The sequence below is a fragment of the Rhodococcus sp. P4_F5 genome, assembly GCF_056401315.1.
Genome location: NZ_JBFUJP010000016.1, coordinates 47027 through 64489 on the forward strand (window position 1 = coordinate 47027; position 17463 = coordinate 64489).

Here is a 17463-nt window from a genome sequence, read left to right on the forward strand (position 1 = left end):
TACCCGGCTTTTTGGGTGTTCCCCAACGTCACATTGGGGAACACCGGGATACCCGATGTGACGTTGGGGAGAGTCGGAGTGAGAGCGGGTGGGGGAGCGGGCGGTCAGCGGCGCAGCAGTGGCAACCGCCGCCTGACCCGGGCCGCGTCGACCAGCTCCCGGACGTCGGTCAGCTTCACGCGGGGACGCCCGGACGCGGCGCCGCGGGCACGTTCGGCGGCGTCGATCGCCTGCCAGCCGCGGTAGTCGATGCGGGCCGGCTGACGAGCGGCGACGAGCCTGTTCAGGTCGGTGCGGCTGCCGACCGGGCGGTCCAGCCGGCCGGCCTGGAAGTCCTCGAGCAGACGCGCGACGGTGTCCTTGGCGCAGGACTTGTTGGTCCCGATCACGCCGCTCGGTCCGCGTTTGATCCAGCCGGTGACGTAAACGCCGTCCACCGTCCTCCCGGCGTACCGGGCGCGGCCGTGGTCGTTGGGGATGATGCCGCGGCGTTCGTCGAACGGCACGCCGGGGACGGCCCTGCCGCGGTAGCCGATCGACCGGAGCAGCAGTGACGCCGGTACCTGCTCGGTGGTCGCGGTGGGGCGGGCCGACAGGACGCCGCCGTCGCCGGGCACCAGTTCGTTGCGGACGACGGCGACGGCCTCGACACGGGCGTCGCCGACCACCCCGGTCGGCGACGTCAGGTACCGGAACACGATCCGCCTGTGTCCGGGATCCGGTGTGCGGTCGGCAAACTCGCGCGCCAGCTGCATCTTGAACACGGTCGACGGCTCGAGCTCGCCGCGGTCGAACCGCAGGGCGGTGGCCGCGTCCAGTTCGAGGTCGGCGGGGTCGATCACCACGTCCACGCCGGCCAGGTCGCCGAGCGCCAGGAACTCCGGCGCGCTGTACGCGGCCTGCGCGGGCCCGCGTCGACCCAGCAGCACCACCTCGCGAACCTTGCTGTGGCGCAAGGCCTCGAGCGCGTGGTCGGCGATGTCGGTGGCGGCCAGTTCGTCGACGCTCATGGTGAGGATCCGGGCGATGTCGAGCGCGACATTTCCGTTGCCGACGATCACCACCCGCTCGCCGGACAGGTCGAATCGGGCGTCGGTGTGGTCGGGGTGCCCGTTGTACCAGGCGACGAACTCCGTCGCGGCGTGGCTGCCCGGCAGGTCCTCGCCGGGGATGCCGAGGCGGCGGTCGTGCGGCGCGCCGACCGCGTAGATCACCGCGTGGTGGTGGTCGAGCAGGTCCTGGTGGCTCAGGTGCCGGCCCACCTCGACGTTGAGGTGGAACTGGAAGCCGTCCTTGGCCGCAGTCCAGTCGAAGGAGTCCGAGACGGCTTTGGTGCCGGGATGATCCGGTGCCACGCCCGCTCGGATCAGCCCCCATGGGGTGGGCAGCTTCTCGAAGACCTCGACCTCGACGTCCGAGTGGACGAGCAACTCCTCGGCGGCGTAGCAGGCGGCGGGGCCGGCGCCCACGATCGCCACCCGCAGCGTGCCGAGGTCCACCCGCTTGGCCTCGGTCGGCCGCAGCGGCGCCCAGCCCGCCGACATCGGGTGCTTGGCGTAGTAGTTCTCGTTGATCTCGGTGTACCGCGAGTCCTTCTCGGCCAGTTGATCTTCCGGAAAGATGGCGTTGACCGGGCAGGCGTCGACACAGGCCCCACAGTCGATGCAGGCCCGCGGCTCGATGTAGAGCATCTCGGTGGTGGCGAACTGCGCCTCCTCCGGCGTCGGGTGAATGCAGTTGACCGGACACACCGCGACGCAGGACGCATCGTTGCAGCACGCCTGGGTGATCACGTAGGCCATGACAGACGGCTCCTCGGGAGCGGATGACGGGGCGGGCGATGGGCGGGGGAGGGCGATGGGCGGGCGCGGTCAGAGCAGGTGGACCTTCTCGTACAAGATCCTCGACGGTCCACCCACCAGGCCGGAACCGTCGAGGAACTGCATCAGCTTCGCCCCGGACCTGCGGACCCGGTCCTGGTAGTGGGTGTTGGTCCTGGCGGCCGCGATGGCGCGCCGCGGGTCCGGGCCGGCATTGGCGTAGACGTCCTTGCTGATCATCGACTTCATCACGAAGAACACGACGGTTGCGGTGAACACCCTCTCGGCCGCGAGCCGGCCCCTGCTCGCCCCCTCGAGCCGGCGGCCGACCTCCTCGCGGGCGAAGCGGATGTGCCGCGCCTCCTCCAGCACGTGGATCCTGCGCCGGAGACGCTGGCCGCCTCGTGCTTGGTGAGCTCGACTCGCTGTTCCATGGTCATCTCGTCCCACAGGGCGGTGCCGTAGAGCGTGCTCCACTCCGGGGTGAGCCCGTACTTGTCGGTCGGCACCGGGGCGTCCCAGTCGACCTCGATCATCGGGTCGTAGGACTTGCGTGCGGAGGAGGCCAGCAGTCTCGCGGCGGTCTCCTCGCGATCGGAGACCGGGTGGCGCTGAATCGGGATGGCGGTGGTCATTCCCGGCCCTTCGTTTATGTAACAACGAGTAACAGTTACTCGGACTGTACTGCTGCCGGGATGGTGTGACAACAGTCACTCGGAATCGGTCGGACCGCCGTAAGTTCGGGTCGCCAAACTTTTTGATATGGTCGATCAAATATTAACGAGTAGAACGAGGTGATCGGTGGAAAGCGTCCGTGTCGAGACGGTCGAACGGGCGCCTGCGCGCCGGGGCTCGGGCGTCGGGCGGCTCATTGCGCTCGCGGGTCCGGCCTTTGTCGCGGCGATCGCGTACGTGGACCCCGGGAACGTCGCCGCCAACCTCACCGCCGGCGCCAAGTACGGATACCTGCTGGTATGGGTGCTGGTCGCGGCCAACGCGATGGCGGTGCTCGTGCAGTACCTCTCCGCCAAGCTCGGCCTGGTGACCGGTCGGTCGCTGCCGGAGATGCTCGGCGAGCGACTGCGCCCGACGCAGCGCAAGGCGTTCTGGGTGCAGGCCGAGTTGGCCGCCGTCGCGACCGACGTGGCGGAGGTGATCGGTGGCGCCATCGCGTTGAACCTGCTGTTCGGGGTGCCGCTGCCGCTCGGCGGGCTGATCACCGGCGCGGTGTCGATGGCCATCCTGGCCACCCAGTCCCGCGGTCAGCGCACCTTCGAGTTCGTGGTGATCGGCCTGCTCGCGATCATCACGCTCGGTTTCGTGAGCGGCCTCGCGTTCACGGACGTCGACGGCGCGGAGGCACTGCGCGGGCTGGTGCCGCGGTTCGAGGGCACCGAGACCGTGCTGCTGGCCGCCAGCATGCTCGGCGCGACCGTGATGCCGCACGCCATCTACGTGCACTCCGCGCTGGCCCGCGATCGGCACGGCCGTGGGATCAAGGCCGCTCTGCTGCCGAGGCTGCTCAAGGCCACCAAGCTGGACGTGGGCTTCGCGTTGCTGGTGGCGGGCTCGGTGAACATCGCGATGCTGCTGCTGGCCGCGTCCGCGCTGCGCGGGTTCGAGGGCACCGACACCATCGAGGGCGCCCACGCCGCCATCTCCAGCGCGCTCGGCCCGGCCGTGGCGGTGGTGTTCGCGGTAGGACTGCTGGCGTCCGGCCTGGCGTCGACGTCGGTCGGATGCGCGGCGGGCGCGGAGATCATGCAGGGGCTGCTGCACTACCGGATCCCGATGCTGTTGCGGCGCACCGTGGTACTGATCCCGGCGCTGGTGGTGCTCTCCCTGGGTATCGACCCGACCATGGCGCTGGTGATCAGCCAGGTGGTGCTGAGCTTCTGCATTCCGTTCGCACTGATCCCGTTGGTGCGGATGACGTCGGAGACCGCCCTGATGGGCGAGCACCGCAACCGGCGTGGCACGACGGTGGCGGCGTGGACGGCCACCGGCGTCATCGTCGCACTCAACGCGGCGCTGTTGGTGCTGACGGTCGTCGGGGGCTGACCCGGCCCTCGGCGCACCGACTCGCCACCGCCGGTCGGTCGTGGACCGCGACCGGCCGGCGGGAGGTCAGCCGGCGTCGGCGGTGGCGAGTTCCTCGGCCGTGGTCGGCGCGGGGGCGCCCTTGCGCCCGGGTGCCCAGATGCCGACGGCCACCGCCGCGACGAGCATCACCCCGGCCAGCACGTACGACGCGTGCGACATCCCGGCCATGAACGCCGACCGGGCGAATTCCGCGAGCTGCTCGCCCTGCGGGCCGCCGGCGAACTTGGCCACCTCTAGCGCCGCGGCCAGCGAACTGCCGACCGGCTCCTTCGCGATCTCCGGCGCCGCGGCGACGGCGGGCGCGATGTTGTGGCTGTAGGTGGCCGCGAGGAGGCTGCCGGCCAGCGCGGTCCCGACCGCCGCGCCGATCTCCCGGGTCGTGTCGTTCACCGCGGACGCGACGCCCTGCTTGCCGTCCGGGGTGTTCTCGACGATGCCGGTGGTCGCCGGCGCGGTGCACAGGCCGAGCCCGAGGCTGAAGATCAGCAACGCGACCACGGCGGGCCCGTATCCGCCGTCGGCCTCCAGCCTGCCGATCAGCACCAGGCTGAGCCCGGCCAGCGCGAGCCCGGCGACGGTGAGCGCGCGCATCCCGACCCGGGGGATCAGCCAGGGCGTGACGGCGGAGACCGCGATCATCGGCACGGCCATCGGGGCCAGGGCGAGCGCGGCCTGCAGCGCGCTGTAGCCGAGCACCAGCTGCATGTACTGGATGAGCAGGAAGAACAGGCCGAGCGTCCCGACGAACTGCAGGGTCAGCGAGGCTGCGCCGGCACCGAACCCGCGGATCCCGAACAGTCGCACGTCCAGCAGCGGATGCTCGCGACGCAGCTCGACGGCGGCGAATGCGACCCCGGCCGCGATGCCCACGATCAGCGCGACGGCCACCAGGGGATCGGTCCAGCCGCGGATCGGTCCCTCGAGCAGGCCCAGCACGGACAGCCCGATCGCGGCCGTGGACAGCACTGCCCCGAGGATGTCGAAGGCGGGCGAGTCCTGGTCCCGGGACGACGGCAGGGTCCAGGCGAGGGCGAACAGGACGAGTGCCGCCACGGTGAAGCCGACGAAGATCGACTGCCACTGCCACAGTTCGAGCAGCAGGCCCGACACCAGTAGTCCCGCGATCCCGCCGGACGCGGCGACCCCGGCCCAGATGGCCACGGCCCTCGACCGCTGCGCCGGCGGGAAGCTCACGGTCAGCAGCGACAGGGTCGCGGGCATCACCAGGGCGGCGCCGACGCCGGCCACCGCGCGCGATCCGATCAGCCACTGGGGCGAGTCGAGGAAGATCGGGACGACGGATGCCGCGGCGACGATCAGCAGCCCGATGATCAGCACGCCGCGGCGGCCGTACCGGTCGCCGAGCGCGCCCGCGGGTAGCAGCAGCGCGGCCAGCGTGAGGGTGTAACCGTCCACGATCCAGGTCAGCTGGCTCTGGGTGGCCCCGGTGTCCAGCGCGAGGCCGGGCAGGGCGGAGTAGAGGGCCGCGGCCGCGGCCATGACCATCGCCACCGCGGCGCACACGACGGTGAGCGTCCATACTTCCCGGGCGGACCATTTCGTCTCGTCGAGCGGGGATTGCCGGATCATGTCGACCTCTCGATAGCGAAACAAGACCGTTGGTATCGTTAGTAACAAGACCGCCAGTATCGTTTGTGGCCGGCGGTTCCACAACCCCCTCGGAGGCGTCATGGGCGAGCAGCCCACCACCGCGGCCGATGCCGGGTCCCGTGAGGACCCGCGCAAGGTGCGCTCACGGACCCGGCTGCTCGACGCGGCCACCGCACTGTTGGTCAAGGGTGGGACCGAGGCCGTCACCATCGACGCGGTCACGCGCGCGGCGAAGGTGGCCCGTGCGACGCTGTACCGCCACTTCGACAGCGGCACCGAACTTCTCGCGGCCGCCTTCGGGCGACTGGTGCCACCCGTGGTGGCGGAGCCGGAGGGCGGCGACCTCCGCGAACAGCTCGTGTCGCTGCTGACCGCGCAGGCCAAGCTGATCGAGGAGGCGCCGATGCAGCTGACCGCGATGTGCTGGCTCGGGATGGGGCCCGGGCTCGGTGACCACCCCGACCACTCCGACCGTCCGGAGCTGCGGTCGCTGCGGCGGCACATCGCCGAGCAGTACCGGCTGCCGTTCGACCGGATCTTCGCCGGCACCCCGGCTCGCGAGTTGCTCGGCGACATGGATCGGGAGTTGGCGTTGGCGCAGTTGGTCGGGCCGATCGTGTTCACCCGGCTCGCGACCCTGCCCCCACTGGGACCGGACGCCTGCGAGCGGATCGTCGACGACTTCCTGCGGGCCAGGTCCGCGGCGCAGTGATCCTCGCGCTCCCCCTGAGGGTGTGAATTCGCTGTTCGGCCTCGCACGGCGGTCGGTCGCGCGGATACTATGAATCAGCGCAGCTCGACGACCCGGTGCGGCTGAGGATCGAGCGCAGCATGTGTCAGGCCGCCGCGGGTTCGATGGAAGTGGCAGATGCCATTCCGGTCCGTCCCGGTACGGGCAGAGTCTGGCGGCGTCGGACCTGGCGATAAGGGGACGCACGATGCTCAAGAGAATTGCACTGCTGATCGTGACGGCGATGGCGATGTTCGGGTTCCTGGCGGTCGGGCCCGCGGCCGCCGCGGAGCGGGCCGTCCTCGGCGGTGGCTCCGGGATCCTCCTCGGCGGAGAGGCGATGTGCACGCTGACGACCATCGGCCACGACAACGCCGGCCGCCTGGTCGGCATCACCGCGGGACACTGCGGTGAACCGGGGATGGCTGTCGAGGCACCGGACCGGCAGGATCTCGGCGTCCTCGGGCACATGGTCGCCAAGAGCCGGGAGCTCGACTACTCGGTGATCGAGTTCGACGCGTCCCGGGTGACTCCGGTGAACCGTGTCGGCAACGTCACCATCACCGGGATCGGTGCGCCCGCGAGCTTCCCGGCCATCGTGTGCAAAGAGGGTCTGACGACGGGTAACACCTGTGGCGTGGTGTGGGGAGACCTGCTGCAGAGCAACGAGACCTGGACCCAGATGTGCGTTATAGAGGGTGACTCGGGAAGCCCGGTGGTGCTCGGCACTACCCTGGTGGGCATGGTGAATGCGTACGTGGGATTCGCGTGTCTGGGCCCGGAGCTCGGCACGAACATCGACGTCATCATGAGCGACATCAACGCTCGTGGCGGCGCCGGCGCGGGCTTCCGCCCGATCTAGCCGCCGATGCCACCTCGTAAGAACAGCGTCGACCGCCTGACCGAGCAGGACCTGACAGAACTGGCAGCAGCGGTCGCCGCCGGTAAACGCGCGACCGTGTACCTCAACGACGCCACCCCGAGTCTCGGTTTGGCAGAGGGTTGTTCGGCCCGAGTGCTGTCCATTGACGGCGCCACCGTGCTGATCCGGCCGAAGGGTGTCAACGACGAGTTGCCGTTCGAGGCCGACGAGCTGCGCCGTACCCGCCTCCCGGCAAAGACGGCGGCCCGGGCGGCCAAGGCCGCGTCGGCCAAGCCCGCGGTCGCGAAGTCTCCGTCGGCCAAGTCCGCGTCGGTCAAGCCCGCGGCCGCCAAGTCCGCGGTAGCGAAGCCCGCTGTGGCCGCGGCCCCGAAGTCGGTGCCCGCCAAGGTTGTCGACACCCGGGTGGCGCCCGCCGCCCCGCCCAAGCCGGCGCCGGTTGCGGCGACGGTCTCCGCCACTCCACCGAAGGCAACCGTGACCGCACCGAAGGCCGATCCCGACACCCGGGCGTCCGAGAACACCGCACCCGCGCCGCGGCGGGCCCGCCGCGCGAAGGACCCGGCCAGCGTCAGCGTCACGCTGCACGCCGAGGCGGGCAACGAATGGACGGTGACGGTCACCCACGGCGAACGGCGTCCAGGCAAGGCCGCTCCGGTGTCCGCGGACGCGGTGGAGCGGGCGGTCCGCGAACTCGGCGACCCGGCCGCCGAGCAGGCGGTCGCGTCGGTGCTCTCGGCGGCCCGCGAGGCCGCAGCCCGCCGGGTCGAGGAGCTCAGCCGGCAGCTGGCGGAGGCCCGTGACACCCTGGAATCGCTGGGAGCCGAGGGGATCTGATTGCGCGGCGCCGGGCCTGGCGGGTTCAGGCCCGGCGCAGGGCGTGGGCCTTGAGGCGGTTGTATCCACGCACCCGGAGGGTCCGCAGCGACCGCAACTGAACCTCGGTGTCGTCGGCGAGTGCGTCCGCGAGGTCGGTGTCGACCAGCACGGTGCCGGGCCGCGCCGAACTGGTCAGCCGCGCGGCGACGTTGACCACCGAGCCGTAGGCGTCGCCGAACCGGACCAGTACCGTGCCCATCGCCAGCCCGACCCGCAGGTCCGGCAGCTCCTCGGTGCTGTGCGCCGCGTCCTGCAGCGCCAGCGCGATCCGGGCGGCGTCGGCGGGGTTCTCGACCGCGAACATCACCTCGTCGCCGACGTTCTTGATCACCCAGCCGCGACCCTGGCTGATCACGTTGGTGACGGTGGACTCGAAGTACTCCAGCAGTCGGGTGAGCTCGGTGACGTCGATCCGCCGGGTCAGGCTCGTGTAGCCGACCATGTCGGCGAAACCGATGACCAGGGTGCGGGTCTCGGATTCCTCCCCGCGGTTGTCGAGGAACCGGGCGGCGTTCGAGGCCAGGTGGCGACGCCACACGTACGACTGCAACTCCTGCAGGGTGGGGAGCATCTGCTCCGCGACGAGGGCGGCCTGCGCGGCGACCGCGAGCACGCTGACCTCCTCGCGGCCGGTCCGTTCGCGCTCCACCCGCTCCAGGATGTGGCTGTTCAGCAGACCCAGTTGCCACTCCGCCAGCCGGGCGAAGGACTGACCCAGCGCCCGGGTCACCGACACCTCGAGGTCGGGGTCGATGATGCCGCGGTCGACAAGGGAGGTGATGCTGCCCAGCGCGGCGACGTCGGCGTCGGTGAACATCGGTGCGTCCGGGTCGGAGTCGACCGCGAAACCCATCGCGATCCAAAGTCGTTGTGCGCGTTCGAGTGGGATGCCGGACAGCTCGGCGACCTGCTGACGGGTGTACTTGATCTCGCCGCCCAGCAGGTTGCGCTCGATCTCGGCCTGGATCATGGCGAACTCGCGGGCCTGCCGCCGTCCGGGGGGATGCTCAGCCACACACCGCCCCGTTCGACGCCGAACCGACCAGCTTCGCGTACTTGGCCAGTACGCCACGGGTGTAGCGGGGCGGCAACGGTTCCCAGCCCTGGCGTCGCCGTTCGAGTTCGTCGGCGTCGACCAGCAGGTCCAGGGTTCCGGTGCTGACGTCGAGGCGGACGGCGTCGCCGTCGCGGACGAAGGCGATCGGTCCGCCGTCGACCGCCTCCGGGGCCACATGCCCGACGCACAGGCCGGTGGTGCCGCCGGAGAAGCGTCCGTCGGTCAGCAGCAGCACGTCCTTGCCGAGGCCGGCACCCTTGATGGCCGCGGTGATGGCGAGCATCTCCCGCATCCCGGGCCCGCCCTTGGGTCCCTCGTAGCGGATCACCACGGCATCGCCGGCGGTGATGGTGCCGTCCTCCAGCGCGTCGAGTGCGGCACGTTCGCGGTCGAACACCCTTGCCGTGCCGCTGAACACGTCGGCCTCGAAGCCCGCCGACTTGACCACCGCGCCACCGGGCGCCAGCGAGCCCGACAGGATGGTGATGCCGCCGGTGGGGTGGATCGGCGAGGACATCACCCGGAGCACCACGCCGTCGGGGTCCGGCGGGTTGATCTCGGCCAGGTTCTCCGCCATGGTCTTGCCCGTCACGGTGAGGCAGTCCCCGTGCAGCATGCCCGCGTCGAGCAGCGCCTTCATCACCACTGGAACGCCGCCCTTGCGGTCGACGTCGAGCATCACGTGCTTGCCGAAGGGCTTGACGTCCGCCAGGTGCGGCACCTTCGCGCCGATCCGGGAGAAGTCGTCGAGGGTCAACTCCACCTCCGCCTCGTGGGCGATGGCGAGCAGGTGCAGCACCGCGTTGGTGGAGCCGCCGTATGCCATCACGACCGCGATGGCGTTCTCGAATGCCTTCTTGGTCATGATGTCCCGGGCGGTGATGCCCTGCTCGATCAGCCGGACGACGGCCTCGCCGCTGCGCCGCGCGTAGCCGTCGCGTCGACGGTCGGAGGCGGGCGGCGCGGCGCTGCCGGGCAGCGACATGCCCAGGGCCTCGGCGACGCAGGCCATGGTGTTGGCGGTGTACATCCCGCCGCAGGCCCCCTCGCCGGGGCAGAACGTCCGCTCGATGGCGTCGACGTCCGCGCGGCTCATCAATCCGCGTGAGCACGCGCCGACCGCCTCGAAGGCGTCGATGATGGTGACCTCGCGTTCGGTRCCGTCGGACATCTTCGCCAGGCCGGGCAGCGCGGAGCCGGCGTAGAGGAAGACGTTCGCCAGGTCCAGGCGGGCGGCGGCCATCAGCATCCCCGGCAGGGACTTGTCGCAGCCGGCGAGCAGCACCGAACCGTCCAGGCGTTCGGCCTGCATGACGGTCTCGACGCTGTCCGCGATCACCTCGCGGGAGACCAGCGAGAAGTGCATGCCCTCGTGGCCCATCGAGATGCCGTCGGAGACCGAGATGGTGCCGAACTCCAGTGGGTACCCGCCCGCGGCGTGCACGCCGTCCTTGACCGCGGTCGCGAGTCGGTCGAGGGACAGGTTGCAGGGGGTGATCTCGTTCCAGGAGGAGCCGACGCCGATCTGGGACTTGCCCCAGTCCTCGTCGCCCATGCCGACCGCGCGCAGCATGCCGCGGGCGGCGGACTTCTCCAGTCCGTCGGTGACGTCGCGGCTGCGCGGTTTCACGTCGGGGGTCGATGGCGCGGGGGCGTTCGGATCCTGGACCATGCGGCTCATCTTCCTCCGGTCGGGCGTGACGGGGGTGTGGAACGGTCGTCGCGCCCGGTCAGTGCCAGCAACCGGGTCTGCAGTGGAGCGTCGTCGGCGACGGGCACCGGTGACGCGAACAGGCCACTGGCGCTCAGCATCTCGCGGCGTTCGTCGAGTTCCTCCCAGACCGCGGCGACCAGCCCCGCGTCGAGTGACTCGTCCAACCCGGCCGCGCGGGCCAGGTCCCAGCTGTGGATGGTGAGGTCGGCGACCTGCTCGTGCAGGTATTCGTCGACGGTGACGGTGCCGTAGGACAGGTGCACGGGCGCGGACGGCGACGCCACCGACCAGGCGAGCACGGCGCGCCCGGAGTGCTGCTCCCACTCGCTCGCGAGGTCGTCGCCGAGCGGCCGCACGTGCGCCGCGGCCTCGGCCAGGGTGAGGCCGCCCAGCAGCGGCGGCACCCACTGCTGCTCCACGATCACGTGCCGGACCAGATCCGCGGTGTCCCAGTCGGTGTCGGGGGTGGGTGCCGACCAGTCGGTGACGCCCCGGACGCGTTTGCCGAATTCCTGCTGGGCCCGACGCTGGAGCTCGAGCCACCCGAGTGCCACCGGCCCGCCCGCCGCTACGCGGATTCGCCGGTCATGACGCTGAACGCGGCCCCGGTGGGGTCACTCAGCACCGTCATCCGGCCGACGGCCGGCACGTCGAACGGCTCGACCATGACGCCGCCGCCGGAGGCCGTCGACTTCGCGGCCGTCGCATCGGTGTCCTCGACGGCGAAGTAGACGTGCCAGTGGGTGGGGACCTGCGGCATCCGCGGCGTCGTGCAGCCGCCGACCTGGGCCTCGCGGACCTTCAAGACGGTGTAAGGGCCGCCGGGCAGGTCCGAGGTGCTCGAGGAGAGCCCGACCACGGCCTGGTAGAACGCCAGCGCCTTGTCCGGGTCGGGGGTGATCAGCTCGTTCCAGATGACGGTGCCGGGCTCGTTCACCAGGGTGGCGCCGATGTGTTCCCCGGCCTGCCACAGGCCGGCGACCGCGCCGGTGGGGTCGGTGAGGAACGCCATCCGCCCGGACTGGCCGATGTCGACCGGTCCCATGATCAGCTCGCCACCGGCCGGGGCGACCTTGGCCGTCGCCGCGTCGGCGTCGTCGGTGGCGAGGTAGGTGTTCCAGATCGAGGGGGCGCCGGCGGGGGTGTCGGGCGGTTGGCCGCCGATGGCGGCGACGAACCCGCCGCGCAGGGTGGCCATCGAGTAGGTGCCGCCGTCCGGGGTGGGCATGTCGTCGAACTCCCAGCCGAACAGTGCGGTGTAGTACGCCTTGGCGGCGCCGGGATCGGTGCTGGACAGGTCTACCCAGCAGGGCGTGCCCTCTTCGTAACGGGTGCGTTCGGGCATGACGATTTCCTTCCGCAGGAGAAAGTCGGTCTCGCCGGTGGGGCGAGGCCCGTCGTCTACGGTTCCAGGCCGCGCTCGGTTTGGGAAGAGGACACCGGTTGCACGGCCGGGGCGGAGATGTCGCAGTGCGGGCAGCAGTCGACGGTCTCCTCGTGCGCGAGAGGTTCGGCGGACTCGGCGGGCAGTTGCGTCGCGCCCGCCGGAACCAGTGCCGCGGCCAGTGCCGCGCCGATCACCAACAGCCCCATGCAGATCAGCATCGCGACGTGGAAGCCGTCGGAGAACACCTGCGGGTCGGTGTAGTCGGTGCCGGTGATGCCCGCCAGTCCGGGCAGCGCGGCAACCGCGAGCAGCTGACTGCTGCGGGCCACCGCGTTGTTCACGCCGGACGCGATCCCGGCACGGTCGGTGGACACGGAGTTCAGCACCGCCCCCGTCAGCGGGGCCACCAGCGCGCACAGCCCGAGACCGAAGACCAGCACGCCGGGCAGCACGTCGGTCAGGTACGACGCACCGGGTCCGATCCGCAGCATCAGCGCCAGCCCGACCGCGGCCAGCAGCGGTCCGACCGTCATCGGCAGCCGCGGGCCGTGGTGCTGGGCCCACCGGCCGGCGCGAGAGGAGAGCAGCAGCATCAGCACGGTGATGGGCACGGTCGCCACGCCCGACGCGAGCGGCGAGTACCCGGCGGCGAGCTGCAGCTGGAGCACCAGCAGGAAGAACACCCCGCCGAGCGCGGCGTACACCGCGAACGTCACCAGGTTCGCGGCGACGAAGACCCGTGACCGGAACAGCGCCGGCGGGATCAGCGGGTCCGTGCTGCGGCGTTCGACGACCACGAACACCACGAACACCACGAGGCCGAGCAGCACGGGCATCCACTGCTGGGCGATCAGACCGTAGGTGATCCCGGCGAGTCCGGCGGCGGCCAGGACGGCGCCGACGACATCGAGTCGGCCCTCCTGCTGCGGGTCGCGGCTCTCCGGCACGTGCCGCAGCGACACCCACACCACGGCGACCGCCAGCGGCAGGTTCAGCAGGAACACCGCCCGCCAGCTGGACACCTGCACGATCCACCCGCCGAGCAGCGGGCCGCCCGCCGCGGCGACCCCGCCGAGGCCGGACCACAGGCCGATCGCGGCGCCGCGGTCGTCGGGGTCGATGGCGGCGGAGAGCAGCGCCAGGCTGCCGGGGGTCAGCAGCGCCGCGCCCACGCCCTGCAGGATCCGGGCGGCCACCAGCATCTCGATGTTCGGGGCGACGCCGCACAGCAGCGACGCGGCCGCGAACCAGACTGTGCCCCAGACGAAGACCTTGCGCCGGCCGAGGCGGTCGCCGAGCGCGCCGGCGAGCAGGATCAGCGAGGCGAGGGTGAGGGTGTAGCCGCTGAGCACCCACTGCAGTCCGGCGACGGTGGCGTCGAGGTCTTCGCCGATGCGGGGGAGCGCGATGTTGACGACGGTGGCGTCGAGCATCGCCAGCGAGGAACCGAGGACGGTTGCGAGGACCACCCAGCGCCCGGTGGCCGAGCGCAGGCGGACCGTCTGCCGGGTCGGGCCCATGCGGGTGAGGCTACGCCGACAATCCGCGCCCCGGTTGCACGCGTCGCGGGCGCAATTGCGGGTGCGACGGGTACAAAGTGGGTGCGAATTCAGCGTCGGGCGAGTTCGAGGCCGCGCCGGATACGGTCTGCAACGACGTTCGGCGTGCCGAGTTCGCGCCACACCCACCGGACGACCATGAAGCCCTCGGCGCGGAGCAGGTCCTCGCGGCACTTCTCGGCGATCACCGCGTAGGCCGCGTCCTCCTCGGATGCCGGTCCCGCCCGGTACTCGCCCCGGTACTTGCCGAGCCCGTCGAACTCGCCGACCAGGCCGCAGTCCCACAGGAAGTCGACCCGGCCTACGGTGCCATCCGAGTTTGAAATCCACTGTTGCAGGTCGGGTTTCGGCACTCGGAGCCGATGCATGAGTACGCGACTGCGAGATTCGCCGACGCTCTCACTACGCCCGTCCATGAACGCCACCGCCCGCGCCGCCGCGCCGACACCCGACCGATGGTGCGCCGACGCGATGCTCTGCGCGAGCTCGCCCGGCGTCACGAGCTTGTTGTGCAGCGCGCAGTCGCCGACCACCACGGCCTGCTCGAAGGGGACTGTGCGGGCCAGGTCGACGACCGTCCTCGCGACGGTGGTGCAGCGCGCACCATGGCGGACCGTCACCTCGTCGTCCCGGAACGGCGTCGCGTGCAGGTGCCGCCGTCGGYCAAGCTTGCCGCCACGGGTGCGGTCGGCGGTCAGGTGTACCCGATCCAGCGGCACGGACCACAGGTCGACCCCGTGCAGGACCGCAGCCGACATGTGGCTGACGACCAGGTCGGGGTCGCAGGCCGCTGCTGTCGCCAGCGTCAGCGCGCGGTGCTGGCCGACGGAGTCGAGCGCGCCGAAGTCCGACGCCCGCAGGTAGGAGCCGGGCCGGATGGTGACGAGGTGACCGCCGTCGCGGCCGCGCCGCAGGTCACGGTCGGTGTGTCCGTCGCCCAGGGCCTCGGTGCGGCGGATGACGCCGTCTCGGAAGGAGTCCACGAGTCGACGCTCGCAGGGGACTGTCCTCGGCACCAGGCCCAGCCCGCGCCCTGTGGACAACTACGCAATCCGCACCCCGGTTGCACGCGTCGCGGGCGCAATTGCGGGCGCGACGGGTACAGCAGGGGTGCGGATCGGAGACTAGCTGTAGTCGTAGAAGCCGCGACCGCTCTTGCGGCCGAGCTGGCCGGCGTCGACCTTGCGGCGGAGCAGGGCCGGCGGGGCGTAGTGCGGCTCTGCGAACTCCGCGTACAGCGACTCGGAGGCCGCCAGCGCGACGTCCAGGCCGACGGTGTCGAGCAGCGTCAGGGGGCCCATCGGGTAGCCGCAGCCGCCCTTCATGGCCTCGTCGATGTCCTCGGCGGTGGCGTAGCCGGACTCGAGCATCCGGACGGCCTGGCACAGGTACGGGATGAGCAGCGCGTTGACGATGAAGCCCGAGCGGTCGCCGGCCCGGACCGTCTTCTTGCGCAGCGTGTTCTTGGCGTAGTCGGTGACCGCGAGGACGGTCTCCTCCGACGTCGTCAGGCTGACCACGATCTCCACCAGCGGCATCACCGGCACCGGGTTGAAGAAGTGCACGCCGACGACCTGGCCGGGCCGGTTGGTGGCCTTGGCGATCTTGATGACGGGGATGGAGGAGGTGTTGGTCGCCAGGATGCCTGCCGGCTTGACGATCTTGTCGAGCTTGCCGAAGATCTCGTACTTCAGCTCTTCGATCTCCGGGGCGGCCTCGATGACCAGGTCGCGGTCCGCGAACTCCTCCATGTCCAGGGTGACGCGCACGCGCGCGATCGCGGCGTCCGCCTCCTCCTGGGTGATCTTGCCCTTGGCGACGCCGCGGGAGATCGACTTTGCGATCCGCTCCGTGGCGGCGTCCGCGTACTCCTGCTTGGTCTCGAGGACGAGGACCGAACTACCGGCCTTGGCACAAACCTCTGCGATACCGGCACCCATCGTGCCGCCACCGATCACTCCGACAAGCTCCACAGCTACTTCTCCAGTCACGTATCGATCATCATGGTTTCCGCGCACATTCTGCTACGCCGTGGTAGCCGCGTCTTCCTGGACCCGCAGCTCGTTCTTGCGGATCTTCCCGGTGGGGGTACGCGGCAGGTCCTCCGCGAAGACGATCTCGCGCGGCACCTTGTAGCCGGCCAGCAACCCCCGGGTGTACTCGACCAACTCCTCGGCGGTGGCGGCGGAACCCGGCCTGAGCAGCACAAACGCCTTGGGTCGCTCGCCCCACTTCCGGTCCGGGACACCGACGACGGCGACGTCCGCGACGGCCGGGTGGGAGATGATCGCCTGCTCCACCTCGACCGTGGAGATGTTCTCGCCGCCGGAGATGATGATGTCCTTGGCGCGGTCCTTGAGCTGGAGATAGCCGTCCGGATGCATGACGCCGAGGTCGCCGGTGTGGAACCAGCCGCCGGCGAAGGCCTCCGCCGTGGCCGCCTCGTCGCGGTAGTAGCCGAGCATCACGTTGTTGCCGCGCAGCACGATCTCGCCCATCGTCTGGCCGTCGGCGGGCACGTCCCGCATCTGCTGGTCCACGACGCGTGCGTTCTCGGCCTGCAGCATCCCGACGCCCTGCCGCGACATCAGGACGGCCCGCTCGGCCGGGTCCAGCGCGGCCCACGAGTCCTGCGGCTCGCAGATCGTGTACGGCCCGTACACCTCGGTGAGCCCGTAGACGTGCACGACGCTCACCCCGAGGGACTCGAGCTGGCCGATCACCGTCGGCGACGGCGGTGCGCCCGCGGTGGTGATCCGCAGCGGTGCCGCCAGCGGGTGCGCCTGCGGGGCGTCGGCGATGGTGGAGCAGACGGTCGGCGCGCCGCAGAGGTGGGTGATGCCGAGGTGGTCGATGGCGTCCCAGACCGCGTCGGCGCGCACCGCACGCAGGCACACGTGGGTGCCGCCGGCGGCGGTGACCGCCCACGGGGTGCACCAGCCGTTGCAGTGGAACATCGGCAGCGTCCACAGGTACTTGGTGTCGCCGGTGAAGCCGTTGTGGAAGGTCTCGCCGAGCGAGTTCAGGTACGCGCCGCGGTGCGAGTACATGACGCCCTTGGGCTTGCCGGTGGTGCCGGAGGTGTAGTTGATGGCGATGACCTGCCGCTCGTCCTCGACGCCCCAGTGCACTGGCGAATCGTCGGGGGCGCCGTCGAGGAACTCCGCGTAGACCGCGGTCGCGATGCCGGCCGGGGCGTCGACGGGGTTGGTCGAGTCGGGGATCTCGACGATCTCCTGCAGCGTCGGCACCTGCGCGCGGGCGGTGGCGACGGAGCCGAGGAACTCGGAGTCCACGAACAGGACGCGGGCGCCGGAGTGGTCGAGGATGTACTCGAGTTCCGGGCCGGCGAGCCGCGAGTTCAACGCGATGAGCACGCCTCCGGCGAGCGGCACCGCGAAGTGCGCCATCAGCAGTTCGGGGGTGTTCGGCGACAGGTAGGCCACCCGGTCGCCGGGCTCGATCCGGGTGCGCAGTACCCGGGCGAGGCGCTCCACCTCGGCGCCGAACTCCCGGTAGGTGTACCGGCGGTCGCCGTGGACGATCGCGGTGCGGTCGGGGAAGACCGCGGCGGAACGCTCGAGGAAGCGCAGGGGGCTGAGCTCCGAATGGTTGGCGGCGGGGGACGGTGTGCCGGGCACTTCGGTACCTCCAGTTGGCAGTGGTCGGCTGGCCCAGGCGTCGCGCGGATGCGTTGTGACGGGGCTTACAAGCGGTTCCCCC

At 70.8% G+C, this 17463-nt stretch carries 14 protein-coding genes and 1 pseudogene; 4 read left to right on the top strand and 11 right to left on the bottom strand.

From position 1 onward, the window contains the following. Window positions 1–104 precede the first annotated feature (104 nt). Together AC1DU4_RS09595 and AC1DU4_RS09600 are read right to left on the bottom strand one after the other, a co-directional pair. On the bottom strand, window positions 105–1802 hold the full coding sequence (locus tag AC1DU4_RS09595; protein ID WP_477839264.1) for an FAD-dependent oxidoreductase: 1698 nt from the start codon (window positions 1800–1802) through the stop codon (window positions 105–107). A 69-nt stretch (window positions 1803–1871) separates the two neighbouring features. After that, window positions 1872–2455, bottom strand: a pseudogene (locus AC1DU4_RS09600) (diiron oxygenase). Between the two features lie 166 nt (window positions 2456–2621). Between AC1DU4_RS09600 and AC1DU4_RS09605 the strand changes: the two are divergent. Beyond that, a complete protein-coding gene (locus AC1DU4_RS09605; protein WP_477839266.1) occupies window positions 2622–3881 on the top strand; it encodes an Nramp family divalent metal transporter in 1260 nt (419 codons plus the stop codon). Between the two features lie 66 nt (window positions 3882–3947). Here the strand turns inward: AC1DU4_RS09605 and AC1DU4_RS09610 are convergent, their stop codons facing one another. After that, window positions 3948–5513, bottom strand: a complete 1566-nt coding sequence (locus AC1DU4_RS09610; protein WP_477839268.1) for an MFS transporter — start codon at window positions 5511–5513, stop codon at window positions 3948–3950. Window positions 5514–5613: 100 nt separating this feature from the next. Here AC1DU4_RS09610 and AC1DU4_RS09615 point away from each other — a divergent pair, with 100 nt between their 5' ends. From AC1DU4_RS09615 to AC1DU4_RS09625, 3 genes are all read left to right on the top strand, one after another. Beyond that, window positions 5614–6246 carry a TetR/AcrR family transcriptional regulator gene (locus tag AC1DU4_RS09615; RefSeq protein WP_477839270.1) on the top strand — a complete coding sequence of 211 codons (633 nt, stop codon included), beginning with the start codon at window positions 5614–5616 and terminating at the stop codon, window positions 6244–6246. Window positions 6247–6472: 226 nt separating this feature from the next. Further along, window positions 6473–7126 carry a S1 family peptidase gene (locus AC1DU4_RS09620; RefSeq protein WP_477839272.1) on the top strand — a complete coding sequence of 218 codons (654 nt, stop codon included), beginning with the start codon at window positions 6473–6475 and terminating at the stop codon, window positions 7124–7126. A 6-nt stretch (window positions 7127–7132) separates the two neighbouring features. Beyond that, a complete protein-coding gene (locus tag AC1DU4_RS09625; RefSeq protein ID WP_477839274.1) occupies window positions 7133–7981 on the top strand; it encodes a translation initiation factor in 849 nt (282 codons plus the stop codon). Window positions 7982–8006: 25 nt separating this feature from the next. Here AC1DU4_RS09625 and AC1DU4_RS09630 read toward each other — a convergent pair whose 3' ends face one another. From AC1DU4_RS09630 to AC1DU4_RS09665, 8 genes are all read right to left on the bottom strand, one after another. Further along, on the bottom strand, window positions 8007–8993 hold the full coding sequence (locus tag AC1DU4_RS09630) for an adenylate/guanylate cyclase domain-containing protein (RefSeq protein ID WP_477839313.1): 987 nt from the start codon (window positions 8991–8993) through the stop codon (window positions 8007–8009). 37 nt (window positions 8994–9030) lie between these two features. Continuing rightward, window positions 9031–10752, bottom strand: a complete 1722-nt coding sequence (ilvD, locus tag AC1DU4_RS09635; RefSeq protein WP_477839315.1) for a dihydroxy-acid dehydratase — start codon at window positions 10750–10752, stop codon at window positions 9031–9033. A gap of 5 nt (window positions 10753–10757) precedes the next feature. Continuing rightward, on the bottom strand, window positions 10758–11348 hold the full coding sequence (locus tag AC1DU4_RS09640; RefSeq protein ID WP_477839276.1) for a TIGR03086 family metal-binding protein: 591 nt from the start codon (window positions 11346–11348) through the stop codon (window positions 10758–10760). Window positions 11349–11362: 14 nt separating this feature from the next. Then, the gene (locus tag AC1DU4_RS09645; protein WP_477839278.1) at window positions 11363–12139 is read right to left on the bottom strand and encodes a VOC family protein; all 777 of its coding nucleotides are present in this window, start codon (window positions 12137–12139) and stop codon (window positions 11363–11365) included. 56 nt (window positions 12140–12195) lie between these two features. Further along, the gene (locus AC1DU4_RS09650) at window positions 12196–13701 is read right to left on the bottom strand and encodes an MFS transporter (RefSeq protein ID WP_477839280.1); all 1506 of its coding nucleotides are present in this window, start codon (window positions 13699–13701) and stop codon (window positions 12196–12198) included. A gap of 89 nt (window positions 13702–13790) precedes the next feature. Beyond that, complete coding sequence (locus tag AC1DU4_RS09655; protein WP_477839282.1) at window positions 13791–14723, bottom strand: hypothetical protein; 933 nt, start codon at window positions 14721–14723, stop codon at window positions 13791–13793. Between the two features lie 141 nt (window positions 14724–14864). Beyond that, window positions 14865–15713: a 3-hydroxybutyryl-CoA dehydrogenase gene (locus AC1DU4_RS09660; protein ID WP_477839284.1), complete on the bottom strand. Its 849-nt coding sequence runs from the start codon at window positions 15711–15713 to the stop codon at window positions 14865–14867. Between the two features lie 51 nt (window positions 15714–15764). Beyond that, on the bottom strand, window positions 15765–17381 hold the full coding sequence (locus AC1DU4_RS09665) for a long-chain-fatty-acid--CoA ligase (protein WP_477839286.1): 1617 nt from the start codon (window positions 17379–17381) through the stop codon (window positions 15765–15767). Window positions 17382–17463: the final 82 nt, after the last annotated feature.

Bases quoted from the DNA above. Each gene is read 5' to 3' on its own strand.
- AC1DU4_RS09620 (WP_477839272.1), top strand. From the start codon at position 6,473: ATGCTCAAGAGAATTGCACTGCTGATCGTGACGGCGATGGCGATGTTC.
- AC1DU4_RS09650 (WP_477839280.1), bottom strand. From the start codon at position 13,701: ATGGGCCCGACCCGGCAGACGGTCCGCCTGCGCTCGGCCACCGGGCGC.
- AC1DU4_RS09645 (WP_477839278.1), bottom strand. From the start codon at position 12,139: ATGCCCGAACGCACCCGTTACGAAGAGGGCACGCCCTGCTGGGTAGAC.
- AC1DU4_RS09630 (WP_477839313.1), bottom strand. From the start codon at position 8,993: ATGATCCAGGCCGAGATCGAGCGCAACCTGCTGGGCGGCGAGATCAAG.
- AC1DU4_RS09595 (WP_477839264.1), bottom strand. From the start codon at position 1,802: ATGGCCTACGTGATCACCCAGGCGTGCTGCAACGATGCGTCCTGCGTC.
- AC1DU4_RS09615 (WP_477839270.1), top strand. From the start codon at position 5,614: ATGGGCGAGCAGCCCACCACCGCGGCCGATGCCGGGTCCCGTGAGGAC.
- AC1DU4_RS09625 (WP_477839274.1), top strand. From the start codon at position 7,133: ATGCCACCTCGTAAGAACAGCGTCGACCGCCTGACCGAGCAGGACCTG.
- AC1DU4_RS09610 (WP_477839268.1), bottom strand. From the start codon at position 5,513: ATGATCCGGCAATCCCCGCTCGACGAGACGAAATGGTCCGCCCGGGAA.